This is a genomic window from Hyunsoonleella sp. 2307UL5-6 (assembly GCF_047345485.1).
Classification (GTDB): Bacteria; Bacteroidota; Bacteroidia; order Flavobacteriales; family Flavobacteriaceae; genus Jejuia.
On sequence record NZ_JBLFEN010000005.1, the window covers coordinates 274,530 to 299,965 of the forward strand.

A 25,436-nucleotide genomic window follows, 5' to 3' on the forward strand; every position below is an offset into this window, starting at 1 on the left:
AACTTATGATGTAACTGATGCCGCAGGAAACTCTGCGACACAAGAAGTAAGAACAATAAATATAATACCAGATACCACAGCACCAGTCATCACATTAAACGGTGCAGCAACCATAGATTTAAGTCTTGGTGATGTTTACACAGAAGCAGGCGCAACAGCTACAGACGATTTAGATGGCGACATTACCGCAGCTATTGTAATTGGTGGCGATATAGTAGATATTAACACGGCAGGCACTTATTTAGTAACTTATGATGTAACTGATGCCGCAGGAAACTCTGCGACACAAGAAGTAAGAACAATAAATATAATACCAGATACCACAGCACCAGTCATCACATTAAACGGTGCAGCAACCATAGATTTAAGCCTTGGTGATGTTTACACAGAAGCAGGCGCAACAGCCACAGACGATTTAGATGGCGACATAACCGCAGCAATTATAATTGGTGGCGATATAGTAGATACTAACACGGCAGGTACGTATGTAGTAACTTATAACGTTAGTGATGCTTCAGGTAATGCAGCAACAGAGTTAATAAGAACAGTTACTGTGTCTTCTGTTATCAATGGGTGTTCTGGAGGAATAGCATCATTTCCATATGCTGAAGGTTTTGAAAACACATTGGGTGGTTGGGTACAATCGTCTTCTGATGATTTAGATTGGTTGATAGATGCTAATGGTACACCATCAAATAATACAGGACCATCAAGTGCTATTGAGGGTAACTCTTATATTTTTGTAGAAGCATCGGTTAACGGAACAGGGTTTCCTAATAAAAGAGCACTACTTACATCGCCGTGTTTTGATTTAAGTGCGCTTACACAAGCAACATTTAGCTTTAATTATCACATGTTCGGAGCAACAGATATAGGAACTATTGCTTTAGAAATTAGTGATGATGAAGGTACAACATGGACGAGTATTTGGAGTGAAAGTGGAAATAAAGGAAATTCGTGGCAAACAGCAACTATTAACTTATCAACCTATGTTGGTAGAGGCATACAATTAAGATTTAACAGATTTGTAGGTAGTACTTGGCAAGCCGATATTGCAATAGATGCTATTAGTTTAATTGATGAAGAGGTCATTATAGAAAGTTGCTCAGGAGGGATAACTAACTTCCCATATATCGAAAGCTATGAAAATACAATAGGAGATTGGACACAATCTACTACCGATGATATTAATTGGACGGTTGATGCTAACGGCACACCATCAAACGGAACAGGTCCTTCTAGTGCTATAGATGGTGGTTCGTATATTTATGTTGAAGCTTCTGGCAATGGAGACGGTTTCCCAAATAAACAAGCCATTATTAATTCGCCTTGTTACGATTTAACCTCTGTAACTACAGCTAGTTTTAGTTTTAATTATCATATGTTTGGAGCTGCGGATATAGGAACGATAGCTTTAGAAGCTAGTAATGATAATGGTATGAGTTGGACAACATTATGGAGCGAATCTGGTAATAAAGGTAATTCTTGGCAATCGCAAATAATAGATCTTTCTGTTTACGTTGGTAATAGCGTGCAATTACGTTTTAACAGAGTTACAGGTGGTACTTGGCAAGCCGATATTGCTATTGATAATATTAACTTAACCACTAGTTCTGGAGCCGCTAAGGATACTATAAAAGATAAATTTGATACTATATCAAATACGCTTACACTATATCCAAATCCAGTAAAAGATGTATTAAACCTTAAAACACTAAAACGTGGCATACTTACCTATAAAATTATAAATTCTTTAGGACAAATAATTCACGAAGGTAAAGAAGGGAACAGAATAATTGTAGATCGTTTAGAAGCGGGAATGTATTTTATTGAAGTAACCCAAGGCAACGATAAAATGATGAAACGCTTTATAAAAGAATAGTTAATAGCGCTATTTAATAAAAAAGTCCAGATTTTAAATCTGGACTTTTTTTATATCTGTATAATTTCATCATCACTCAATAAAGCATCACCGCGTAAACGCAAAAATATTTGAGCCACAGCAATCGTATCTTTTTCGCAATAAATAATAATTCTGTCAATATCACCGTCTTCATAATACACACTGCAAACTTCACTACCATCAATATCATCTTTTGGCGAAGGAATACCTAAAACATTAGTTAATAATTTTAAAGACGTATAGGTTTTGTAATCTCCAAACTTCCATAGTTCTAGTGTATCCAGATGCGGTACTTCCCATGGTTTTTTACCAAATAAATTTAGTTTGTAGGGCAACTCAATATTATGAATAATCATACGGCGCGCAATGTAAGGGAAGTCAAATTCCTTTCCATTATGAGCACAAAGTAAATGTTTAGTTTGATTAAAATGAGACTCTAATAAGTTTTTAAAATCCTTTAAGATAGTTATTTCATCACCATAAAAAGAAGTGACTCTAAATACACGGCGTTGCCCCTGAAAGTTAAAATAACCCACAGAAATACAAACAATTTTTCCAAATTCTGCCCAAATACCAGCACGATCGTAAAACTCTTCCGCAGTAAATTCATCTTTACGTTGATAGCGCGATTTGTGTTCCCAAAGCGTTTGTTTCGTATCGTCTAATTCAGAAAAATGTTGAGTTTCCGGGACGGTTTCTATGTCTAGAAATAGTATGTCTTCAAGATTTAATTTAGTAATCATCACCCATCATTTTATAAGCTTCCTTAATATAAATATCTATGTCAGCGGTAAACTGTCCCACTACTTTATCATTACCTTTAGAGTGCCCTAGCCTTACAATAATAACATTATCATTAGGCTCTACAATAACATACTGACCCAAATGACCACGCATCATAAAAAAGTTTTTATTTCCTATAGATTTTAACCACCAACCATAGCCGTAAGCATCACCATTAGGGTATACAGGTTTTAAAGATTTTGCTACAAAAGCAGAATCTAACAGTTGCTTACCATTCCATTTGCCATAATCTTTATAGAGTTTTCCAAAACGGGCAAAATCTTTTGCATTACTGGCAATACAACAATAGGCTTTAACCAAATCATGATCTTTACTATCTATTTGCCAAAGTGTAGCGTTTTCAGAACCCAAAGGTTTCCAAAAGCTCTCGGCTAAATAGTTATAGAGTTTTTTACCGGTAGCTTTTTCAATTACCATAGCCAGCATTTGCGTGTCTCCACTTGAATATTTAAAGGATTTACCAGGTTCGGTTTCAACGTTTAAACCAAGCATTACTTTTTTTAAATCATCATCAAAATAGGCTCTTGTTACAATTGAAAACGGAGAGTAATATTTCTCATCCCAAGTGGTTCCTGATGCCATACTAGAAAGGTCTCCTACGGTCATTTTAGCTGCTAAGTCCTCATTAAAATGGGGTAAAAAATCATTTACGGGTTGGTCTAAACTTTTTATATGGCCTTCCATAATAGCTTTTCCTAAAAGTCCAGATACATAACTTTTAGCCATAGAAAACGAGTTGGTTTTAGAGTTCTCATTAAATCCATCATAATAGTTTTCAAACCAAATACTGTCATTTTTAATAATCACATAAGCAACTGTTTCGTTTACTTTATGTATGGAATCTAAAGCTTTGGTTTCTTTAACCAAATTATAATTTTTATGATTTGGCCAGGGTTGAGGTGTATCGTTATCAATTTTCTGATTATCAAAATATTTATAATCCTCTAAATAGGCAGTAGTATGTCCTTTTAAATATATGGTTCGTACAGCCTTAATAAGGTAATCGGTATCAGTAAGGTATAGTATAACAATAAGTACACCAATAAAGATGACTAACCATTTAAAAAGTTTTTTTAAAAATTTCATTTACACGTTTTAAGTAAAACCTAAAGATATGAAAATTCATATGGATTGTAAAAAGCAGAGAAATAGCTACTTAGGTAGCATATTTTTTTTGCGCTTAGCCTTATAGAATGATTTGTTAGCTATATACATTGTTTTATTAAGTTCAGCAATAACAACACCTTCTTTTGTTAGTATATTAGGCGTTTTAATAACATCTATTTCGCCATTATTGGCAACATCTTTTTTTATAGTTTCAATCTCCTCTTTAGAAAACGTAAACTCACAAAATATAGTAGTTCTTGCAGGTTTTCTATAGCGTATAGTTGCTGCTTTATCCCACACCACGTAGTTATCTCCTAGAATATTTATTAATTGAATCATGTAAATAGGGTCTGTAGCCGAAAGCATGCTCCCGCCAAAAATAGAACCTACATAATTTTTATTTTTCCAACTTAAAGGTATTTTAATTTTTACAAAGTGAAGATCTTCTGAAACCTCAATAATTTTACCTGTAGAACGGCTATACATGGGCGACCAGTTAAACCCATATTTATAAATTTGGGCATCAGTAAAAAAGCGTTTAGCTATGTTGGCAATAGTTTTGTACATCTATATGCAATATAACTTTTTTTAATGAAGGTGATTTTAAATAGAGAAGCCTTAAAATAAAGATTGTTGTTTATAAGGACTTTCGTGGTTTAACAACCATTGTTTACGGTGTATACCACCAGCATAACCCGTAAGCGCACCATTGCTACCAATTACACGATGACAAGGAATGATAATCCAAAGCGGATTTTTACCATTGGCGTTAGCAACTGCTCGAATGGCTTTTATATCGCCAATTTGTTTAGATAATTCTAGATAAGAAGTTGTCTTACCGAAGGGAATTTGTTCTAGTTGTTTCCAAACGCGGTTTTGAAATTCAGTACCAGTTGCGTTGAGTTTTAAGTCGAAGTTTTTACGTGTACCTTCAAAATACTCGTTAAGTTGAATAGCACAATCTTCTAACACTGTAGGAATAACGTCTGTAATTTTTTCTTCAGAATTAAGAATAGTAACTGATGCAATACCATCTACATTACCAATAATTTTTGTAAACCCTAAAGGTGAATTGATAATACAGGTTTCCATCTATTCCTGCGATTTGTCTTCCTCTATAATGCCTAATTTTTTAGCACGAGCTTCCCAACTTTTTCTAGCCAAATGTTGCAAATCAGAAACGTTATCGCTCTCGTCCATTATCTCTAAACCAAGTAAAGTTTCAATAACGTCCTCCATAGTTACTAAACCACTTACTGAGCCATACTCGTCAACAACAAGTGCCATGTGATTTCTAGTATCTACTAATTTTTCGAATAAAGTAGGGATAGGCAAATTTCTATCCACAACAATAATATCTCGTTTTAATTCTGATAGTTTTTTACTGTTATTATCAAGTGCCATTTCTTTAAAAATCTCATCTTTAAGCACAAGTCCTGTTATATTATCAGAATCGTTAGTATAAACAGGAATTCTAGAAAAACGTAGGTTTAAGTTTCGTTTAAAAAAATCTTCAACCGTAGTTTTTTCATCTTCGGTTTTCATTACCGTTCTTGGTGTCATTACATCTTTTGCAAAAATTTCTTTAAAGTTTAAAAGATTTTTAATGATTTTACTCTCGTTTTCCTGAAATACTCCTTCTTCGTGAGCAATATCAGTCATGGCCATAAACCCTTCTCTACTTAACACACTACCGTGGCCTTTACCGCCAATAAGTTTTGTGGTTAGTTGTAATAACCACAAGATACCTGTCCACTTCAAAGGAAAAATTAAAACCAGTAATGTTTTAGATGCAAAATTTGCAAGTCCTTTCCAGTAGGTGGCACCAATAGTTTTTGGGATGATTTCAGAAGCTACTAAAATTAAAAATGTCATGATTGCTGAAACAATACCAACAGTATTTATACCTAAAATATCCCAATCTAAATCAAGATTTTCAGCTTCAATACCTACCATCATAGCGCCTAAAGTGTGCGCAATGGTATTTAGTGTAAGTATAGCAATTAGTGGTTTATCTACATCTTTTTTTAATTTTTCTAGAGTTGTTGCGTATTCTTTCCCTTCTTGTTTTTTAACATTAATAAAAGTGGGTGTAACGCTAAGTAAAACAGCCTCTAGAATAGAACATAAAAACGAAAAGAATATGGATATGGTTGCCCAAAATATAAGTGCGCTCATTTAAAGTTTATTTAGATGCTAAAATAGTTAAATTTTATTTTGTAAATTACTTGAGCAAATACCTAATATTGGGTATTGATTTTTCTTCCTAAAAGAATCAAAAAAAATAGTGTAACAGGAGGTTTCGGGAAAGACTTTCCAGAAGATGATAATTTAATAACATTATTAGGTGTTAATTGGGAGGTTGATTTTGGAGATGAATCATTTTCTAATTAAATAAGAAGGCTTTTACGAAATCAGTTTCACAACATCCTTAGCAAAATAAGAAGCAATAATATCTGCCCCAGCACGTTTAAAGGCCATTGTAGTTTCTAGCATCACTTGGTCGTGGTTTAACCATCCTTTTTCGGCAGCAGCTTTAATCATAGCATATTCACCAGAAACTTGATACACAGCTACGGGTACATCCACTTCGTTTTTAATGTCTCGAAGAATATCTAAATAAGAAATTCCTGGTTTTACCATTACAATATCTGCGCCTTCATTAATATCCATTTCGGTTTCTTTGATGGCTTCAAAACGGTTGCCATAATCCATTTGATAGGTTTTTTTATCTTTAGGAATATCAACCATATCCACAGGAGCAGAATCTAAAGCATCCCGAAAAGGGCCGTAAAAAGCTGATGCGTATTTAGCCGAATAACTCATAATCCCTGTATTGGTAAAACCTTCATCTTCTAAAGCTTCACGAATGGTAAGAATACGTCCATCCATCATATCACTAGGTGCCACAAAATCTGCGCCTGCTTGGACATGAGAGATACTCATTTCTGCTAAAAATTCAGCAGTTTCATCGTTAAGTATGTGTCCGTTTTCAATAATACCGTCATGTCCGTAAGCTGAATATGGGTCTAGAGCTACATCCGTCATTACCAACATATTCGGACACACATTTTTAACGGTTTTTATGGCGCGTTGCATGAGCCCGTCTGGGTTTAAAGCTTCTTTTCCTGCATTGTCCTTTAGGTTGTCAGGGACTTTTACAAAAAGTAAGACTGATTTTAAACCCAGTTTCCACAATGCTTTAACTTCGTTTTCTAATAGATCTAAGCTATAGCGAAAGTAATTGGGCATAGAAGGAATTTCATCTTTAATGCCTTTGCCTTCCACCACGAAAAGTGGTACTAAAAAATCATTTGGAGTTATTATGGTTTCTCGAACTAAAGAACGAATGGCTTCATTGGTTCTTAGTCTTCGGTTTCTTTTTAATGGGAACATAGTTTTTATTTTTATAAACCTCACAGGTTTTTAAAACCTGTGAGGTTTTAATTAGTTTTAAACCCAGTTTACAGGGTTTTTCAATACCTCAATTAATTTTCCCTCTTCACTTCCTTCTTCAGGATGATGGTCATAAACCCATTGCACATGTGGTGGTAAGCTCATTAAAATACTTTCAATGCGTCCGTTAGTTTTTAGTCCAAAAAGGGTGCCTTTATCATGCACTAAATTAAATTCTACATAGCGTCCACGACGGATTTCTTGCCAATTGCGTTGGGCTTCTGTGTATGCTAAATCTTTTCGTTTTTCAACAATTGGCACATAAGCATCTAGAAAGCTGTCTCCAACTTCAGTTACAAAGTTGTACCAGTCTTTCATGGTCATATCATCTGAGGCTTTGCAATAATCAAAAAATAGCCCGCCAATACCTCGGCCTTCGTTTCTATGAGCGTTATAGAAATACTCGTCGCAGCGTGCTTTGTATTTTGGGTAAAACTCAGGGTTATGCTTGTCGCATGCATTTTTACAAGTTTGATGAAAATGTGTAGCGTCTTCCTCATACAAGTAATAAGGCGTTAAATCTTGTCCGCCACCAAACCAACTATCAATAATTTCTCCAGTCTCATTATACATTTCAAAATAGCGCCAATTGGCATGTACAGTTGGTACCATTGGGTTTTTTGGGTGCAAGACTAAACTTAATCCGCAGGCAAAAAAATCAACATCGCCTACTTTAAAATAGGCTTGCATGGATTTTGGGAGTTTACCGTGAACACCGGATATATTAACACCTCCTTTTTCAAAAACGTTTCCGTTTTCAATAACGCGGGTACGTCCGCCACCGCCTTCTGGTCGTTTCCAAATATCTTCTTGAAATTTGGCTTTACCGTCAATAGCTTCTAGTGTTGAGGTAATGCTGTCTTGTAAATCTTGTATATAATTATAAAATTTATCTTTCATTTATTCAATCTCCTTATAAAGTTCATATAACTCCATATCTAAAGGTGCTTCTTCTGGAGGTGTATGTTCATTTTTTAATGTTTTAATATGTGTGAAATTACAATTTTTGGCAACTTTAGTACTCGCATAATTACTTTTATGCACAATGATTTGTAAAGTCTCTAAATCTAGATTTTCAAAAGCATAATCAGATAATTTTTCAATAACCTCTGTCATTACACCTTTGCCTTCAATAGTGTAATCTATAGCGTAAGTAAATTCGCCTCGTTTTTTACTCCAATCTATTGCTTTTATGTATACTATACCCAGTAACTTATATCCTTCATTATGTTTTATAGTGAATAGAAATTCTTTTTTTTTGTTGAATTCTTTCACCTTTTTTTCAACAAAAATTTTTGATAAATCTGGTGTTAAGTTTTGCTCTAATGTTTTTGGAAAATAGTGTTTTAGTCGTTCATTATTAGCCACAGCAAAGTCACATACACCCCAAGCATCTTTTAAGTTAATTGCACTTATGTAATATAGGTCTAAATTAAGCATATGTAGCGTTTTTAACTTTTTTAGGACCTACAATAAGTAATACAGCCTCTATAAGTGTTAGTGCACAATAGTAAAAAAAACCAAAACCAATGGCTATATGCGGCTTATCTATAAATGCACCGCTTGCTTTTGTGTGATTAAAATATCCCGATGCATCTAAAAATGATGGTGTTAATCCTAATTCGCCAAAAATACTATTTGTAAATACACACACAAAAATTAATACAAAATAAGAAAATGCCCCTAACGTAGAAGTTAAGATAGCTTTATTTTTTAAGGCGGAACTAACATCAGAAAACGCAAAACGCATCCTGTTTAAAATAATAAAGCCATAAATAATCAATATAGAGTTATCTGGCATACTTTGAGAAAATGCCCAAGCGAAAAGGCCATAAATAGGTACTAAAATATATAGTGATATTTTTTTTGGCATTACTGCCATAAAAACGCCAGAGTGCATCAATATAAACTCAAAAGCCATAAGTACGGCCATGGCATATATTTTTTCAGCATCATCGAAATTAGGTTGGTACCATAGTTTTAAAAACTGAAAAGCAATAATAAGATGCATTAAAATACCAGCATACTCAAAAGGTTTGTTGTATTTTTCGACAATATTAACCATGTGCTTTTACCTTTTGGTGCTGTTTATTTTTTTAACTGTTGTTGCGCTAGCTGCAGTAACCGATAACGGCAAAACTAAAATTACACCAACTATAGGAATTAGTAAACATAAAATAAAAACAATACCGTTACCAATGGCCAAACCACGATTTTTTCGCACGAATAGCAAACTTTCTTTATAGGGGTAGTGACGCTCCAAGGTATAATCAATATTACCAAAACCAGCATAATAGGCTTGTACCATAAACAGCAAAATGGTAGAAAATATATTTACAAATGGAATGAATTTTAAAAGTAGAATTGGAATCGTTAATAATAATTCCATCAACAAGTTTCTTCCATTAATACGAATACCACGCCACAGTTGTTGCGTAAATGTAGTATCTCTGTGCGAATGTGGTGGGTTTCCTGTAAAATAGGCTTCTATTTTTTCAGAAACAGGACTCATAAATGGTGCAGATAGTGCCATTATAATATGTTTGAAAAGAATAATACCGATAACAACAATTATTAAACCGCCAATAAAATTACTAATGCTAGTAAATGTGTCTTTTCCCCAATCCCAAATCCAAATTTTTGAAATAAAACCACCAATATTATCTGATAATCCGTAAGCTGAACCAAAAACAACTATAGCAGTAACAAGGCTTATACCCATAGGAATAGCAAAATACTTCCAAAGTTTTAATTTAGAAATTAAACCAAAAGCACCTAAGTATGCTTTAATTCCAGAAATGATGTTTTTTATCATAGTTAAACTGCAATATCACCTTTTAAAACTGGTAGGTTTTCCTCGTCATTTTTACTTCTAGACCAAATTGCTAATCCAAAAGTTAGCACCCCTAAACGCCCTATAAACATGAGTAGAATTACAACCACTTTTCCAAATGTATTAATATCGGATGTAATTCCGGTACTTATACCAACCGTACCTAATGCAGATGCTACTTCAAAGAGGATTTCTTCAAATTTCAAATCATTAGTCAGTGTAATTAGAAATGTACCTATCAAAATAATGCTTGTATAAAAAATGAATGCTGAGGTAGCAATGTATAAACGCTCATAAGGAATAATACGTCCTAAAAATGTAATGTGTTTGCTACCTTTTAGTTGACTTTTCAATATCGCAAAAACTGCTGTAAGGGTTGTTATTTTTATACCTCCAGCAGTTCCAGAAGGTGAAGCACCAACGTACATTAAAAAGATACAAATAAGCATCATGGCTTGAGAAAATAACCCGAAGTCTACGGTGTTAAAACCAACGGTAGTCATCGCCGTCATGGTTTGAAAAAACGAAGCTAAGAACCTTGATTTTCCAGACATGCTGGTAATAGAAGGTTCAAAAAAATAAAAGAAAAGCGTTCCACAGGTTAAAAGAATTATAAAACCGTAAAGAATAATCTTAGTGGTAAAACTTAACTTATGAGATTTCTTTTTAATAAACATCCCGAAGTCAGTAATAACTATAAAGCCCAGTGAACCACAAATAGCCAACATAGAGATGATAAAATTCACAAAATTATCATCCACATATTCAGTAAAACCACTATTAAACAAACTAAAACCTGCAGTACAAAATGTGCTAATACTATGAAAGATAGACGACCATAGTGTTTCCCAAAAAGGTGTGCCATCGTTCTTGAAAGCTATAAAAAATAGAATGGCTCCTAGGAGTTCCATAATAAAAGTGAATAGAATAACTGATTTTAAAAAATCATTTATTTTAATAGTTTTTGGTAGTGTGAATTCTGTAGATAATATTTTTTTATGCCAGATAGTCATTTTTCGTGTTGTAGATAGTAGCATAAATGTGGTAAAGGATAAATAACCAATACCTCCAAGCTGAATGAGTATCATGATGATAAACTGACCGAAAAAATTATAAGTATCAAAAATAGAAACAGTAACTAAACCCGTTGTTGATACTGCTGAAGTAGATATGAATAAATGATCTAATAAGGGAACACTTTCTTTTTGAACTACTGGAAGGCATAATAATAAGAAACCTAGAATGATATAGGTGAAAAAGCCGTAAAATAAATTTTGTTGTGGCGACCAACCTCTTTTTAATAAGGCGTATTTTTTTGTTAGCTGCTGAAATTTATTAGGCATAATATTTAAAGTTATTTATATAAAAATAAACTTTTTTAAAACGAAAATAAAATTAATAGACGTTACTATTGCGTTAGGGATTGAACGGCCTGTTTGAGCTCCTCGCAGAGAGCGAGTAGTGAAAGCCCGACCCCGATTTTTTATCGAGGGTAACGCCCTAAATATTTTAAATTCCGTATTCTTTTACGGCATCAATAAATGCTTTTGCGTTATCCAAACCAATATTAGGTAAAATACCGTGGCCAAGATTTACTATGTATTTGTCTTTTCCAAATTCATCTATCATTTGGTGTACCATTTTTTTTATTTCTGCTGGAGGAGAAAATAAGCGTGTTGGGTCAAAATTACCCTGTAACGTGATGTTTCCGCCTGTTAAATAACGAGCATTTCTAGCAGAACACGTCCAATCTACACCTAAGGCACTTGCGCCAGATTTTGCCATTTCACCAAGTGCAAACCAACAGCCTTTTCCAAAGGCGATTACAGGTGCATCGTTTTTTAAAGCATCTATAATTTGCTGGATGTATTGCCATGAAAATTCTTGGTAATCAACAGGTGAGAGCATACCTCCCCAAGAATCGAAAACTTGTACGGCGTTACAACCTGCTTTCACTTTTTCTTTAAGATACGCAATAGTGGTATCGGTTATTTTTTGTAATAATTGGTGCGCCGCGATTGGGTTTGTAAAACAAAACTCTTTGGCTTTATCGAAATTTTTACTGCCTTGTCCTTGCACGCAATAGCAAAGTATAGTCCATGGAGAACCTGCGAAACCTATTAAAGGAATCTCATCGTTCAGTTTTTCTTTAGTGGCTTTTATAGCTTGATACACGTAGTTAAGACTTTCTTTTACGTCTGGAACAATTACATTATCAACATCTTTTTGAGAGCGTACGGGATGTGGTAAATACGGACCAAAATTAGGTTTCATTTGCACCTCGATATTCATAGCCTGCGGAATAACTAAAATATCACAGAATAAAATAGCGGCATCCATTCCGTATCTTCGGATGGGTTGCACCGTAATTTCACTTGCTAATTCTGGAGTTTGGCAACGCGTAAAGAAATCGTATTTCGCTTTAATTTTCATGAATTCTGGCAAATAACGCCCTGCTTGACGCATCATCCAAACTGGTGGGCGACTAACTGTTTCTCCTTTTAATGCTCTTAAAAATAAATCGTTTTTCATAATCAGCCTTTGGCTTTTGGCTTTTAGCTATTAGCTAAAAAGCGTTAACTATTTTTAATTTTATTTATTAAACTATTTATCATTCTTGCTTCCTTTTGGATTAAGCAAAAAATGGCTTTTAGTTCTTTTTTATCTATAAATTTTAATTCTTGAGCAATAATTAATTGTGTTTCAACTTCGAAAAGTGAGCCTATCGATATTTCCAAGAATCGTTTAAATTCAACTTCACTATTTCTACTACAACCTTCTGCAATATTTGATGGTATGGAAACAACTGCTCTTGTAATTTGACTTCTTAAACCAAACTTTTCTTCAGAAGGTAAAATACTAGATAATTGATATACTTGCTTTACAAGTTCAATGCCGTTTTTCCAAATTTCTAGTTTTCTAAAGTCTCTCATTTTTTTGGCTTTTAGGCGTTAACCTTTAGCTCTTAGTTCTCTTTTTATTCATATGAGTGGTGCCAATAGCTAATAGCCAAAAGCTAACAGCAATCAAACATAGTGCAGATTCACCAACTCAATCACACTCTCCACTGTAGGTACTTTTGCCACTCTAACATCTTTAAAATATTGTCGTGCTTCTTTTGCTGTAGTTTCTCCAATACAAAACGCAATAGTATCTTTATTTTTATTTTTCCTGGTAAAACTCTCTACTGTTGATGGGCTGTAAAACATAACGCTTTCTACAGAATCTTCTACTTTATGGCCGTCATATTTGGTTTGGTAAGCTTCAACTTCGTTTACTTTTATATTATTTTCATTTAAAATAGTTGGCAGTGCATCCAATCTAATATCACTACAAAAATACGTTACTTCTGTACCGTCAATATGCTCAACTAAATATTCTGCGAGCTTTTTTGCATTTTTCTCAGAGTGTTTTACTTTACCTATTTTGTTTTCAACAAGACGTTTTGTTCTTCGCCCCACGCAGTAAATGTTTTTGAACTGTAATTCTATAGCAGAATAATTTGTAGTTAAAGATTCTACTGCATTTTTACTAGTAATTACTACATTTTCAATTTCATTTTTTAAGAAGCGTGGATGAATTCTATTTAAACTTATTTTGATGAAATCTTCGCTCTTAGCCACTATTTTTTCATGGAATAACAAGCGTTGGTCATCAGTTAAGCGCTTTGTAGAAAACACATTTATTTTCTTGTTAGAATGTTTAATGTTATCCATCAAACGTTTGCCACCACGTTCAATCACAAAATCGGCACAAAATTGAGCCATATCTGTGTGTTCTCCTAGTTTTTTAACCCGCGTAACATCAATTCTTTTGCTGCCATCTTCGCTTAATAAAACCCCTTTAAAGTTAATTTCCTCATCCTTAATATAGGCTAAAGCACCAATAGGCGCTGTACAACCGCCTTCTAGTTTATTCAAAAATTCGCGCTCTATGGTGGTGCAAATTTCAGTCTCTTCATGGTTTAATGTAGCACAAGCGTCTTTAATAAATTCATCTTCATCTAAAGCTGTAATCATTATGGCACCTTGTGCAGGTGCAGGAATCATCCAATCTAAATTTATCGCTTCTTCTGGCCTAATACCTATTCTGCCAATGCCAGCAGCGGCAAAAATAGCACCGTTCCAATCTTCGTTATCTTCAAGTTTTTGTAAACGAGAATTTACATTACCACGTAAATCTGTAATGGTATGTGTTGGATATCTATTTAACCATTGTGCTTTTCGGCGTAAACTACCTGTAGCAATAAGCGCTTCTTTCGCACTTAAAAACTCTTCATTATCTTTAAAAACTAAAGTATCATTTACATTACCACGCTTTAAAACTGCTGCTTGTATAATACCTTTTGGTAAAACCGTAGGAACATCTTTTAGGGAGTGTACTGCAATATCGATATCATGATTTAACATGGCGATATCTAGAGTACGTGTAAAAATACCTGTAATACCTAATTCGTAAAGGGGTTTGTCTAACACTAAATCTCCTGTAGATTTAACGGGAACAAGTTCTGTTTTATGGCCTGCTTCTTCGAGTAATTTTTTTACTATGTTGGCTTGCCATAGTGCTAATTCACTATCGCGTGTACCAATTCTTATGGTTTTAGACATTTTTTTGTGAAGGTTCTAACTGAAATACTTGTTTTATCAGTTCTAGGCTATCATCTGTAGAAACGGCATCGTCTTTTAAATGATGCGCAAAATGATTGGTTATTTTTTGAATTATTTTTGTGCTGATTAATTCTGCTTGGGCTTCGTTAAAATCAGTTAGTTTTTTACGTTGTGTATCCAATTCAGCAGCCGCAAAATCAGTCAACTTATGTTTTAGTGCTTTTATGGTTGGCGCAAATTTTCTAGTTTCTAACCAACTATTAAATTCTGCCTTAACATCTTCTATAATAGCTTCTGCAGAAGGAATGTGCGCTTTTCTAGCTTCCAAAGTTTCATCAGTAATTTTTGATAAATGATCTAAATGTACTAAAGCTACATTTTCTAAATCCCTAACATTTTCATTTACATTCTTTGGTATTGATAAATCTAATATTAAGAGTGGTTTATTAGTTTGAATGATATGCTTATCAATCGTAGGGCGTTGTGCACCTGTTGCTACAATAAGTATATCAGCTTCACTTACCTCTTCTTGTAAATTAGAATAATCTTTAACTACTAAATTAAATTTACCGGCGATACGTTCTGCTTTATCTTTTGTTCTGTTTATTAAAGTAATATGTTCGTTTTTGGTATGCTTTACCAAATTTTCGCAAGTGTTTCTGCCAATTTTTCCTGTTCCAAACAATAAAATATTTTTAGTTGGAACTTCTGTTATGGTTTTTAAAATATATTGTACCGAAGCAAACGATACTGATGTAGCACCTGAAGAGATATTAGTCTCAGTTTTTATACGCTTACTAGCTTGTATTACAGCATTTACTAAACGCTCAGAAAAATGATTTAATAAATTGTATTTTCTAGATAGTTTAGTACTCACTTTTAGTTGACTTATAATTTCAAAATCTCCAAGAATTTGGCTGTCTAAACCAGAACCTACGCGAAACATGTGTGCAATAGCTTCTTTATTTTTGTATATGTAGGCTACATCTCTAAACTCTTCAACAGTACCGTTTGTATTATCACATAATAATTCTATAAGTTGGTAGGGATGCTGCGAGAAACCATAAATTTCTGTACGGTTACATGTTGAAGTCACTATTAAACTTTCAATGCCATTATCTTTAGCATCTTGCAATAATTTATGTTTAGATTCTTCGTCTAAACTAAAACGTCCTCTTGTATCGGCATCAGCTTTTTTATAACTTAAGCCAATAGCATAAAAAGAACTGCTTTTGCTAATATTGTATTTTTGCATTATTTTAATTGTAATTGCCACACAAAAGTAGTCGGATTGATAATTAAAAAATAACGCTCAAAGAACTTTTAATATCGTTTGTGGTTTTTTAAAGCGTTTTCAAGTAAAAATATGATAAATGTCATATTTTTGTAGTGAATTTGATGATTTTGAAAGCTTTAATTTAGAACTATTCTAAATAAAAAGAAAATATGAAAGAAAAAAATAACTTAAAAAGTATCGCTAGAGGTACTTTTGATGAAACACAAGTTGAAGATGGGTTTTTAATCTTAACATTTAAGAATGATGAGAATGAGACACAAAATGTTGCTAAAGACATAGATAGCTCATTTATTCAATTTCATTATTGCATTAAAGGCGGTACATCATTTGTGTTTAATCAAGGGCGCTATAGCTTAGATATTCAAGAGGAAAATTCACTATTACTTTATAATCCGCAGCGCGAGTTACCTATAGATTTAAAAGTTTTACCAAATTCTTGGATTGTATCTATTTTAATATCTATAAAGAAATTTCATAGTTTATTTTCTCAAGAGGCTGATTACATATCTTTTTTGAATTCAGAAAATAGAGATAAAAAGTATTATAAAGATGGTGTTATTACACCTTCTATGGCTGTTGTACTAAACCAATTAATAAATTTTAGTTTAAATCCATCTATTAAAGCATTATACTTTAAAGGTAAAGCTTACGAATTATTGAGTTTGTATTTTAACAGAAGTGAAGATGCTAATGTAGAGCAGTGCCCGTTTTTAATAGATGAAACAAATGTGATTAAAATACGTAAAGCCAAAGATATTATTGTATTACGAATGGCAGAACCACCAACACTTCAAGAATTAGCTGATGAAATAGGTTTAAATATTAAAAAACTAAAGGAAGGTTTTAAGCAAATTTATGGTGATTCTGTATTTAGTTTTTTATTTGATTACAAAATGGAATTCGCTCGTAAGCTACTTGAGGCAGGAGATGATAATGTAAATGAAGTTGGCCATAAAATAGGCTATAGCACTTCTAGTCATTTTATTGCGGCATTTAAAAAAAAGTATGGAACTACGCCCAAAAAGTATGTAATGTCATTGAATTAGAGTAATGTAAGTTTTTTTTATTATTTTTGACTAACCCCAAAACCTATATTATGAAATTCTTGACCCCAGAGATTGAAGCATTATCTAAACAATTTATTAAAGGCAAATCTTTAGCACGCACTAATACGTCGTGTGGTATTTTTCAAGATTGTGATCCTCTAAAAGAACGACCCAAATCCCGTTATGAAACCAATATCTAAATCATATTTGGCGTTTTTATTTATCACCTCTAATTTGAGTTGATCTTATATTTTGGAGAATATCAAAATATAACAATCCGAGTTCTTGTAAACCATCAATAGGTTTTTTTAGTAAAATCTTTCCTATGATTGCAAAGAAATTCTTCGCTTATGCTCTAATTTTAAAAAAATAGATGCTCTACGTAATTAAATGTTTATTTGAGTTTATGGAGCTATAAAAAAATGGTAAAAACATTAAGTAATGTTGCCTTATTCTAATAGGAGAATAAATTTTATCAATGATCTAACGACTAAAAAATACTGTTATTGTTAATAATCTATCGTATTTTTGTTGTAAATAAACTTTTAATATGAGATCATTAATAATATTAGTTTTTATTTTTTTAATTACAGGAACATCGGTTTCTCAAACCGATAAAGCAAATATTGAAAAAGAAGCACAAACTTATTACGATTATATGACTGCTATGAACCTTGACAAGGTTCTTGATTACATGCATCCAAAAATGTTTGAAATGGCTACAAAAGCGCAAATGAAAGCAGCAATGGAACAAATGTTTAATTCTCCCCAAATGAAAATTGAGTTTATTACTAATGATGTAACTAGCGTTAGTGATACAATGGATGAAGCTGGTGTAACTTATGCGGTTGTTTATTATGAGAGTAAAATGAGAATGATATTTACAAGTGAAAAAGATAAACCAGAGGAAGAAAGAACAGCATACTTAGAATTGATGAAATCTACTATGTCATCTCAATTTGGAGCCGATAATGTGTTGATAGACAACGAAACTACATCATTAATTATTGATAATACATCAACTATGTTTGCAATTAAAGACCCACAGTTTGAAGGGTGGAAGTTTTTAGGTAACGAAAAAAATATGGCTGCATTTGTTAATTCAATAGTACCAGAAACTATTAGAACAACATTATTGAATAAATAATAGTTTCCATTTTACAGGTAATGAATAGAGAAATATGAAAGGTATTTTATTAGTAAATTTAGGTTCTCCTGATAGTCCAGAACCTAAAGACGTAAAAAGATATTTAGGTGAGTTTTTAATGGACGAACGTGTTATAGATGTTCCGCTTTGGGCAAGAACATTACTTGTAAAAGGCATTATACTTAATACGCGACCAAAAGCTTCAGCTAAAGCATACAAAAAAATATGGTGGGAAGAAGGTTCACCTTTAATAGTACTTTCAGAGAAGCTTCAAAACAAAGTACAGGAAAAGTTAGAATTTCCAGTCGCATTAGCCATGAGATATGGAAGTATGACTATTAAAAACGGACTACAAGAATTGGTGGATAAAGGCTGTACGGAAATAAAAACTATTCCGTTATATCCTCAATTTGCTATGGCAACTACAGAAACTATTGATGTTAAAGTAGATGAATTGGTTACCGAATATTTTCCGCAAGTAAAAATTACACGAACACCAGCGTTTTACCAACGCAAAGATTATATCAATGTACTTTCAAAAAGTATAGGCGAAAAGTTGGATGGGTTAGATTATGAGCATATATTATTTAGTTACCACGGCGTACCAGAACGGCACATACGTAAAAGTGATGTGACTAACGGTAACTGTAAAATGGATGGTAAATGCTGTTTTAAAAAAGGGAGTAAGCAACATGAATTTTGTTACCGCCACCAATGCGAAATCACTACAGTAAACGTCGCTAAAGCCTTAGGTTTAAAAAATGGAACATATTCCACTACGTTTCAATCTAGATTAGGTTTTGATCCATGGTTGCAACCTTATACAGATCGTACTATAGAACGCATGGGTAAAGAAGGCATTAAAAAAATGGCTATTGTAACACCTGCTTTTGTTAGTGATTGTTTAGAAACTTTAGAAGAGATTGCCATGGAAGGCGAAGAGATTTTTCATGAAGTTGGCGGTAAAGATTTTACAGTAATTCCATGTTTAAATGATCGCGAGGATTTTGCACAGGTTATTGCCAATATCGCTAAAGAATGGACCCCAGTTAAAATGCCTCAAACGGTTTAATGGCCAAAATATCTTCGCAAGATTTAGGCATACAACCTATAGGTAAACTACTTATTAAACAAGCTGTACCAGCTTCTATTGGTATTCTTGTAATGTCTTTAAATATTCTTGTAGACACCATTTTTGTTGGACAATGGATTGGAGCTACCGCTATTGCAGCAATAAATGTAGTATTACCAGTTTCTTTTTTTATAGCAGCATTAGGTATGGCTGTTGGTATTGGTGGCTCGTCTATAATTTCTCGTGCGTTAGGTGCTAATAATATAAAAAAAGCGCGTGCTACTTTTGGAAATCAAATTACACTTACGCTTTTAGTTACTATAACCATGGTGCTATTTGGGTTATGGTTTATAGATGATATTATTCCAGCATTTGGTGGTAAAGGTGCCATTTTACAACCCGCAACAATTTATTATCGCATAGTTTTGTACGGTGTGCCTTTTTTAGCGCTAAGTATGATGGGTAATACCGTAATTAGAGCAGAGGGTAAACCAAAGTTTGCTATGTTTGCTATGATGATTCCTTCGGTTGGAAACCTATTATTAGATTATGTTTTTATTAATTTGTTAGATTGGGGTATGGCTGGTGCTGCGTGGGCAACAACCGTATCTTATCTGTTATGTTTTCTCTTTATTCTCTGGTTTTTCTTATCAAAGAATTCAGAATTAAAACTATTGAAATGTAATTTTAAACTTCAAAAATATATTGTATCAGAAATAGGGTCTTTAGGTTTTGTAACCTTAGCAAGACAAGCTGTAGTTAGCATTACTTACCTGTTTATGAATAATATTTTGTTTGATTTAGGTGGCGAAACTTCAGTTACGGCTTACGCCATAGTTGGTCGTATGCTTATGTTTGCACTATTTCCGGTATATGGTATTACGCAAGGGTTTTTACCCATTGCGGGGTTTAATTATGGAGCATCCAAATATAAGCGTGTACAAAAAACAATTACAACAGCAATTTTATACGCATCAGTATTGGCAACCTTAGTATTTATAGCGTTAATGGTATTTCCAGAAGCTATAACACGACTTTTTACAACCGATAAAGATGTTATTCTACAAACGCCATCTGCAATGCGTTGGGTGTTTGCCGCTACACCAATAATAGCAGTACAACTTATTGGCGCAGCATATTTTCAAGCCGTTGGGAAAGCCATACCGGCTTTATTATTGACACTTACTAGGCAAGGCTTTTTCTTTATCCCGTTAATATTAATTCTACCCCAGTTTTATGGTGAGTTTGGTGTTTGGGTTGCATTTCCCATCTCCGATGTATTGTCTACTATAGTTACTGCCGTTTTTTTACGCCGTGAGGTTAAGTTAAAGCTCTTACATAAAGCAGGATAATATTTTTATTGTTAAATTTAAAAACTTTAATTATCTACTCGTTTCAGCTCATGACATATTTCTATTTAAAAGCATTTCATCTTATTTTTGTGATTACTTGGTTTGCGGGTTTGTTTTATATTCCTAGGCTTTTTGTGTATCAAATAGAGGCGTTTTATAAGCCATCGCCAGATAAAGAAATTTTAGGTGCACAACTTAAACTAATGGCAAAACGCCTATGGTTTATTATTACTTGGCCTTCAGCAATTTTAGCACTTATTTTTGGGTTGAGTCTTTTTTATATAAATCCAACCTTATTTTATATGCCATGGATGCAAGTAAAATTAGGCTTTATTCTTTTATTGTTCGCTTATCACTTAAAAACGCATCAGTATTTTAAACAATTACAAAAAGACGATGTAAAAAAAACATCAAGCTACATGCGTATTTGGAACGAAGGCGCCACCTTTATCCTTTTTGCCGTTATTTTTTTAGTCATTTTAAAAAGCGCTATAAATTGGATTTGGGGAGTAATAGGCATTTTTGTTTTGGGTATTCTCATCATGCTAGGTTTCAAACTCTATAAAAATTTTAGAGATAAAAATCCCGACGCTTAAATGTGCTATATGTAAAGAGGATTTTATATGCAAATTGTATAATATACTGGACATCTAACCATTTGCGATACAGCTGATAGATAGTTTTTTTAAGACAACACCACCCATTTGCTATTGCTAATTTAGTGAAAGCAATCTACTTAATATCGGCAGATTATTTCGTCGTACCTATTTGAAATGACAATATATTTACCAAAATTTTAAAGAGAGTTCTGGTATAATCTCTAACGTAGTTTAAATATTTAAAAGTATATTCATAAAGAGGCGTTATTCTTCCTGTTTTAAAATAGCAATATCGTTGCGTAATTTATCAATATCGTCAGGTTTGGTGCCATCATAAAACCCACGTATTTGTCGCTTCTTATCGATCAACATAAAATTTTCGGTATGTACCATATCAAAAGGTCCACCATCACCATTATCTTTAACTGCTAAATAACTTTTTCTTGCAAGCCTATAAATTTCTTTTTTATCACCAGTAACTAAGTTCCATTTTTTATCATTTACTCCTTTTTTAATAGCATAGCGTTTTAATTGGGCAACAGTATCAATTTCTGGAGTCACCGTATGCGATAGTAGCATCACCTCAGTATCTTCCAAGATGGCTTGTTGTATATCTGCCATATGGTGCGTCATAATAGGACAAATGGTTTGGCAGGTAGTAAAAAAGAAATCAGCTACATAAATTTTATCTCTGTAAGTATCCTGAGTCACCGTATCACCGTTTTGATTTATCAATTTGAAATCTGCAATTGTATGGTACTTTTTTTTGTGTTGTATGGTAGTATCTACTAAAATTGGGTCAACCCTTGAAGGGGTATAAATATCTAGTGGTTGATATACATTTAATGTATTGTATATTAGTGCAATAATAATGATTGATATTATACTAAAAACAATAGCAAAGAGTTTATAATCCTTAAAAAATGATAACATTTTAAGTGTTTAAAATTTAAACAAAAATACAATGATTTTAAGTTGTAAAAAAGAGAGTATTCGCTTAAATTACTGTTAAAACCTGTGGCAATTGTTTAATAGCTTTTTAAACTTGGTTTAAAACCTTACTTTTGTGCGGTTATAAAAAAATGTAGATGTCAGTATTCATAATAAAAACAGCTCAATTACTTTTGAGTCTATCCATTTTAGTAGTGTTGCACGAGCTAGGGCATTTTATTCCTGCTAAATTATTTAAAACTCGCGTAGAAAAATTTTACTTATTTTTTGATGTTAAATTTTCTCTATTTAAAAAGAAAATAGGCGAAACAGTTTACGGTATAGGTTGGTTGCCGTTAGGCGGTTATGTAAAAATTGCTGGAATGATTGATGAAAGTATGGATACTGAGCAAATGGCAAAACCACCACAACCTTGGGAGTTTCGTTCTAAACCTGCATGGCAACGCCTAATTATTATGCTAGGAGGTGTAACGGTTAATTTTTTATTAGCTATAGTATTATTTATTATAATGTTGGCCATTTGGGGTACAAACTACACAACTAAAGACAGCGCCAAATACGGGTATAGCGTAACTAAAACTTTAGAGAATTACGGATTTCAACAAGGTGATAAGCTTATTTCTATAAATGGAGACGCAATTGAAGATATTACTATACCCGTGAATAAGTATTTAATGTTTCGCGATGTTAATACTATGACAGTAGAACACACCAATGGTGTTGAAGAAAAACTTAGTTTGCCAGAAGATATAGGCACTCAGCTTTTTGAAGCGGGAGATTTACCAGCCTTAGAGGCTCGCTATCCATTTCAAATAGATTCTATATTATCTGAATCTTCTGCTGATAAATCAGGCTTACAACCAGGTGATAAAATTATTGCTGTAAATGGAAATTCAGTGAATTACTTTTCAGACCTTGCATATGGCATAAAACATAGCAATACCAAAGCAATAGATTTGCAAATACAACGCAATGGTACTACGTTAGATTTATCAGTAACACCAGATGAAGAAAATAAAATAGGCATTTACAGATCATCAACGGATGATGAGTATATAAATTATGAAAACAGAGTATATACGTTTTCAGAAAGTATTGCAGGAGGTTTTAGTCAAGCCTATTGGGAGGTTAAAGATTATTTAGCGCAGTTTAAATATATATTTACTAAAAAGGGTGCAAGCCAAATAGGCGGATTTGCAGCCATTGGGCAAATGTTTCCAGCACAATGGAACTGGCAAGCCTTTTGGTACCTTACAGCGTTTCTTTCTATCATGTTAGGTGTATTAAATCTATTACCAATTCCTGCTTTAGATGGGGGTCATGTTATGTTTTTACTTTATGAAATGATATCTGGAAGAAAGCCTGGAGATAAGTTTATGGAGTATGCACAAATGGTTGGTTTCTTTATTTTAATAGGACTTGTTTTGTTTGCTAATGGCAACGATATTTATAAGGCAATTTTTGACTAATTTTTTTAGTTATTATGTTTGTTGTAATTAAAAATTAATATATATTTGCGCTCGCAAAAGCGAAATATTACCTTCCTCAGTAGCTCAGTTGGTTAGAGCATCTGACTGTTAATCAGAGGGTCGCTGGTTCGAGCCCAGCCTGAGGAGCAAAAAAAGTCTAACAGAAATGTTAGACTTTTTTGTTTTTTTACTGTTTTTATAATTATTTATCCAGAGCTAATTTTATGCTTTCAACCGTTTTTTTAGCGTTTCCAATAAAAATAGAAGTGTCTATAATTACTACAGGCCTTTTTAAAAACGTATAATGTTCTAAGATATAATGTTTAAAATCGCTTTCAGTTAGGTCTTGCTCTTTTAAATTTAATTTTTTATAGAGTTGCGAGCGTTTGCTAAAAAGCGCTTCATAGCTTCCAGAGAGCGCTTGCATATGATCTAATTGATCTACAGTTATCACATTACTCTTAATATCCTGTAATTCAAAATCTGATGGTAAATTAAGTTCCTTTAAAATGCGTCTACATGTATCGCAAGTCTTTAAATAATATACTTTTTTCATGGTTTTATCTATTTCAAAAAACAAATTAAAACTATATTTATCAAAAATTTAAATAATATGGATTTTACATTTCAGGTTCTACATAATACTAGAGGTATTTTTAAAGAAATACTAGAGGAAAACACATTAGAAGATTTAAATAAAATCCCCGAGGGATTCAATAATAATATTATTTGGAATATTGCTCATATTGTAGTTACCCAACAACTTTTGGGGTATAAACTATCTGGTTTATTAACATCGGTATCTGATGAAATGATAGATAAATATAGAAAAGATAGTAAGCCAAACGGTAATGTGTCTCAAGAAGAAGTAGATGAAATAAACAATTTGTTATTAGCAACACTTGAGCAAACCAAGGAAGACTATTATAATGGTATTTTTAAAACATATACTGCTTATACTGTATCTACAACTGGTAACACGCTGACAAATATCGATGAGGCCTTACAATTTATGGCAATACACGAAGGCTTGCATTATGGTTATGTATTAGCACTTTTAAAAGCTATCAAAAACTAGATAATCATTTGCAATTTCAAATGGTATAGTAAATTCTATAATATCTTTGGTATATGGCAGTGTTTCATAGGTATTGTATAATAGGATTATACCATCTTCTGAAAACCCAATATTTTCGGGAAGCTTAAAATCACTTGATGCAATAATCGTAGATTCTTCTAAAGTTTCTTTTTCAAAATAAGATTTTGCAATAGTTTTAAAACCCTTAACATCAGTTAATAATGCTTCTTTTGAGATTTTTTTCCCTGTAATTGCATCAAAGTTTAAAAAATTAATACTGGTATTGCCATGAACACCACCAGTATTAATGTATGATGTTAAAACGATACTTATCATCTTAGATGATTTAAAGGTGACTTCGCCATGTATTTGGGCTTCCCAATTTTGTATCGCTTTTGGAAACTCTTTGTTAAAAGACTGATATTCTTGATTAAATAGTTCAATTTGGTTAGTAACTGATAACAACTTATCATTGTTTTCGGCTGTTCCGGAAGTAATTAGTGACGCTATAAAGTTTTCAATTGTAGTATTAATAGTAGCACTAACAGGTGTTTTACCTAGGGCTTTAGGCACAAAAACTTCAACTAATGTGTTGTTTTTAGTTGTAATTTCAACTTCAGAAAAAGAGAGTAGCTCTACATCTTTCTTACAAGAAAAAAATAAAAATATTGTAAAAAGTAAAATGAAGTTTTTGGACAACTTAGTTAGGCGTATT

General features: G+C 33.0%; 28 protein-coding genes and 1 tRNA gene. 11 read left to right on the forward strand and 18 right to left on the reverse strand.

Annotation, left to right across the window (positions count from 1 at the left end; all coding sequences use genetic code 11):
• The coding region (locus ACKGJY_RS11260) for an immunoglobulin-like domain-containing protein (protein WP_413973989.1) at positions 1 to 1,882 on the forward strand (1,882 nt) is incomplete at its 5' end.
• Positions 1,883 to 1,932: 50 nt separating this feature from the next.
• On the opposite strand, the gene ACKGJY_RS11265 is transcribed toward ACKGJY_RS11260, so the two are convergent.
• The 5 genes from ACKGJY_RS11265 to ACKGJY_RS11285 all read right to left on the reverse strand — a co-directional run bounded on the left by ACKGJY_RS11265 (position 1,933) and on the right by ACKGJY_RS11285 (position 5,992).
• Complete coding sequence (locus ACKGJY_RS11265; protein WP_413973990.1) at positions 1,933 to 2,646, reverse strand: 3'-5' exonuclease; 714 nt, start codon at positions 2,644 to 2,646, stop codon at positions 1,933 to 1,935.
• The gene (locus ACKGJY_RS11270) at positions 2,636 to 3,793 is read right to left on the reverse strand and encodes a serine hydrolase domain-containing protein (RefSeq protein WP_413973991.1); all 1,158 of its coding nucleotides are present in this window, start codon (positions 3,791 to 3,793) and stop codon (positions 2,636 to 2,638) included. The genes ACKGJY_RS11265 and ACKGJY_RS11270 overlap by 11 nt, the downstream gene beginning before the upstream one ends.
• Positions 3,794 to 3,859: 66 nt before the next feature.
• Positions 3,860 to 4,381: a DUF4442 domain-containing protein gene (locus ACKGJY_RS11275; protein ID WP_413973992.1), complete on the reverse strand. Its 522-nt coding sequence runs from the start codon at positions 4,379 to 4,381 to the stop codon at positions 3,860 to 3,862.
• Between the two features lie 51 nt (positions 4,382 to 4,432).
• Positions 4,433 to 4,906 (reverse strand): methylated-DNA--[protein]-cysteine S-methyltransferase, encoded by a 474-nt coding sequence (locus ACKGJY_RS11280; protein WP_413973993.1) that lies wholly within the window; start codon positions 4,904 to 4,906, stop codon positions 4,433 to 4,435.
• On the reverse strand, positions 4,907 to 5,992 hold the full coding sequence (locus ACKGJY_RS11285; protein WP_413973994.1) for a CNNM domain-containing protein: 1,086 nt from the start codon (positions 5,990 to 5,992) through the stop codon (positions 4,907 to 4,909).
• A 75-nt stretch (positions 5,993 to 6,067) separates the two neighbouring features.
• Here ACKGJY_RS11285 and ACKGJY_RS11290 point away from each other — a divergent pair, with 75 nt between their 5' ends.
• Positions 6,068 to 6,208 carry a hypothetical protein gene (locus tag ACKGJY_RS11290; protein WP_413973995.1) on the forward strand — a complete coding sequence of 47 codons (141 nt, stop codon included), beginning with the start codon at positions 6,068 to 6,070 and terminating at the stop codon, positions 6,206 to 6,208.
• Between the two features lie 12 nt (positions 6,209 to 6,220).
• Here ACKGJY_RS11290 and hemB read toward each other — a convergent pair whose 3' ends face one another.
• The 10 genes from hemB to hemA all read right to left on the reverse strand — a co-directional run bounded on the left by hemB (position 6,221) and on the right by hemA (position 15,965).
• Positions 6,221 to 7,210 (reverse strand): porphobilinogen synthase, encoded by a 990-nt coding sequence (gene hemB, locus ACKGJY_RS11295; protein WP_413973996.1) that lies wholly within the window; start codon positions 7,208 to 7,210, stop codon positions 6,221 to 6,223.
• Between the two features lie 57 nt (positions 7,211 to 7,267).
• Entirely contained in the window at positions 7,268 to 8,170 is a 903-nt protein-coding gene (gene hemF / locus ACKGJY_RS11300; RefSeq protein WP_413973997.1) for an oxygen-dependent coproporphyrinogen oxidase, read from the reverse strand.
• On the reverse strand, positions 8,171 to 8,710 hold the full coding sequence (locus tag ACKGJY_RS11305) for a GNAT family N-acetyltransferase (protein WP_413973998.1): 540 nt from the start codon (positions 8,708 to 8,710) through the stop codon (positions 8,171 to 8,173). It lies immediately after the preceding gene.
• Positions 8,703 to 9,335, reverse strand: coding sequence for a hypothetical protein (locus ACKGJY_RS11310; RefSeq protein ID WP_413973999.1), 633 nt, complete (start codon positions 9,333 to 9,335; stop codon positions 8,703 to 8,705). The genes ACKGJY_RS11305 and ACKGJY_RS11310 overlap by 8 nt, the downstream gene beginning before the upstream one ends.
• Positions 9,336 to 9,341: 6 nt before the next feature.
• Positions 9,342 to 10,085 carry an EI24 domain-containing protein gene (locus ACKGJY_RS11315; protein WP_413974000.1) on the reverse strand — a complete coding sequence of 248 codons (744 nt, stop codon included), beginning with the start codon at positions 10,083 to 10,085 and terminating at the stop codon, positions 9,342 to 9,344.
• 2 nt (positions 10,086 to 10,087) lie between these two features.
• Positions 10,088 to 11,446, reverse strand: coding sequence for a TrkH family potassium uptake protein (locus ACKGJY_RS11320; RefSeq protein WP_413974001.1), 1,359 nt, complete (start codon positions 11,444 to 11,446; stop codon positions 10,088 to 10,090).
• Positions 11,447 to 11,612: 166 nt separating this feature from the next.
• Positions 11,613 to 12,638, reverse strand: a complete 1,026-nt coding sequence (hemE, locus tag ACKGJY_RS11325; RefSeq protein WP_413974061.1) for a uroporphyrinogen decarboxylase — start codon at positions 12,636 to 12,638, stop codon at positions 11,613 to 11,615.
• A gap of 41 nt (positions 12,639 to 12,679) precedes the next feature.
• Entirely contained in the window at positions 12,680 to 13,036 is a 357-nt protein-coding gene (locus ACKGJY_RS11330) for a four helix bundle protein (protein WP_413974002.1), read from the reverse strand.
• A gap of 93 nt (positions 13,037 to 13,129) precedes the next feature.
• Positions 13,130 to 14,710: a hydroxymethylbilane synthase gene (hemC, locus tag ACKGJY_RS11335; protein WP_413974003.1), complete on the reverse strand. Its 1,581-nt coding sequence runs from the start codon at positions 14,708 to 14,710 to the stop codon at positions 13,130 to 13,132.
• Positions 14,703 to 15,965: a glutamyl-tRNA reductase gene (gene hemA, locus ACKGJY_RS11340; protein ID WP_413974004.1), complete on the reverse strand. Its 1,263-nt coding sequence runs from the start codon at positions 15,963 to 15,965 to the stop codon at positions 14,703 to 14,705. Before hemA ends, hemC begins: the two co-directional genes overlap by 8 nt.
• A 191-nt stretch (positions 15,966 to 16,156) precedes the next feature.
• On the opposite strand from hemA, the gene ACKGJY_RS11345 reads away from it, so the two are divergent.
• The 6 genes from ACKGJY_RS11345 (at position 16,157) to ACKGJY_RS11370 (ending at position 21,220) form a co-directional block, all read left to right on the forward strand.
• Positions 16,157 to 17,053 (forward strand): helix-turn-helix transcriptional regulator, encoded by an 897-nt coding sequence (locus tag ACKGJY_RS11345; protein WP_413974005.1) that lies wholly within the window; start codon positions 16,157 to 16,159, stop codon positions 17,051 to 17,053.
• Between the two features lie 50 nt (positions 17,054 to 17,103).
• On the forward strand, positions 17,104 to 17,253 hold the full coding sequence (locus ACKGJY_RS11350; RefSeq protein ID WP_413974006.1) for a hypothetical protein: 150 nt from the start codon (positions 17,104 to 17,106) through the stop codon (positions 17,251 to 17,253).
• Between the two features lie 350 nt (positions 17,254 to 17,603).
• Complete coding sequence (locus ACKGJY_RS11355) at positions 17,604 to 18,200, forward strand: hypothetical protein (RefSeq protein WP_413974007.1); 597 nt, start codon at positions 17,604 to 17,606, stop codon at positions 18,198 to 18,200.
• Between the two features lie 34 nt (positions 18,201 to 18,234).
• Entirely contained in the window at positions 18,235 to 19,272 is a 1,038-nt protein-coding gene (gene hemH / locus ACKGJY_RS11360; protein WP_413974008.1) for a ferrochelatase, read from the forward strand.
• Positions 19,272 to 20,624 carry an MATE family efflux transporter gene (locus ACKGJY_RS11365; RefSeq protein WP_413974009.1) on the forward strand — a complete coding sequence of 451 codons (1,353 nt, stop codon included), beginning with the start codon at positions 19,272 to 19,274 and terminating at the stop codon, positions 20,622 to 20,624. The genes hemH and ACKGJY_RS11365 overlap by 1 nt, the downstream gene beginning before the upstream one ends.
• A 50-nt stretch (positions 20,625 to 20,674) precedes the next feature.
• Complete coding sequence (locus ACKGJY_RS11370) at positions 20,675 to 21,220, forward strand: CopD family protein (RefSeq protein WP_413974010.1); 546 nt, start codon at positions 20,675 to 20,677, stop codon at positions 21,218 to 21,220.
• Between the two features lie 267 nt (positions 21,221 to 21,487).
• On the opposite strand, the gene ACKGJY_RS11375 is transcribed toward ACKGJY_RS11370, so the two are convergent.
• Positions 21,488 to 22,156, reverse strand: a complete 669-nt coding sequence (locus ACKGJY_RS11375) for an SCO family protein (RefSeq protein WP_413974011.1) — start codon at positions 22,154 to 22,156, stop codon at positions 21,488 to 21,490.
• Positions 22,157 to 22,311: 155 nt separating this feature from the next.
• Between ACKGJY_RS11375 and rseP the strand changes: the two genes are divergently transcribed.
• Positions 22,312 to 23,643 (forward strand): RIP metalloprotease RseP, encoded by a 1,332-nt coding sequence (rseP, locus tag ACKGJY_RS11380; protein WP_413974012.1) that lies wholly within the window; start codon positions 22,312 to 22,314, stop codon positions 23,641 to 23,643.
• 73 nt (positions 23,644 to 23,716) lie between these two features.
• Positions 23,717 to 23,790 (forward strand) — tRNA-Asn (locus ACKGJY_RS11385).
• Between the two features lie 55 nt (positions 23,791 to 23,845).
• Here ACKGJY_RS11385 and ACKGJY_RS11390 read toward each other — a convergent pair.
• Positions 23,846 to 24,199, reverse strand: coding sequence for an arsenate reductase family protein (locus ACKGJY_RS11390; RefSeq protein ID WP_413974013.1), 354 nt, complete (start codon positions 24,197 to 24,199; stop codon positions 23,846 to 23,848).
• Between the two features lie 57 nt (positions 24,200 to 24,256).
• Between ACKGJY_RS11390 and ACKGJY_RS11395 the strand changes: the two genes are divergently transcribed.
• On the forward strand, positions 24,257 to 24,721 hold the full coding sequence (locus ACKGJY_RS11395; RefSeq protein WP_413974014.1) for a DinB family protein: 465 nt from the start codon (positions 24,257 to 24,259) through the stop codon (positions 24,719 to 24,721).
• Here ACKGJY_RS11395 and ACKGJY_RS11400 read toward each other — a convergent pair.
• Positions 24,701 to 25,420, reverse strand: coding sequence for a PdaC/SigV domain-containing protein (locus ACKGJY_RS11400; protein ID WP_413974015.1), 720 nt, complete (start codon positions 25,418 to 25,420; stop codon positions 24,701 to 24,703). The two genes, ACKGJY_RS11395 and ACKGJY_RS11400, sit on opposite strands and share 21 nt — an antisense overlap.
• Positions 25,421 to 25,436 lie beyond the last annotated feature (16 nt).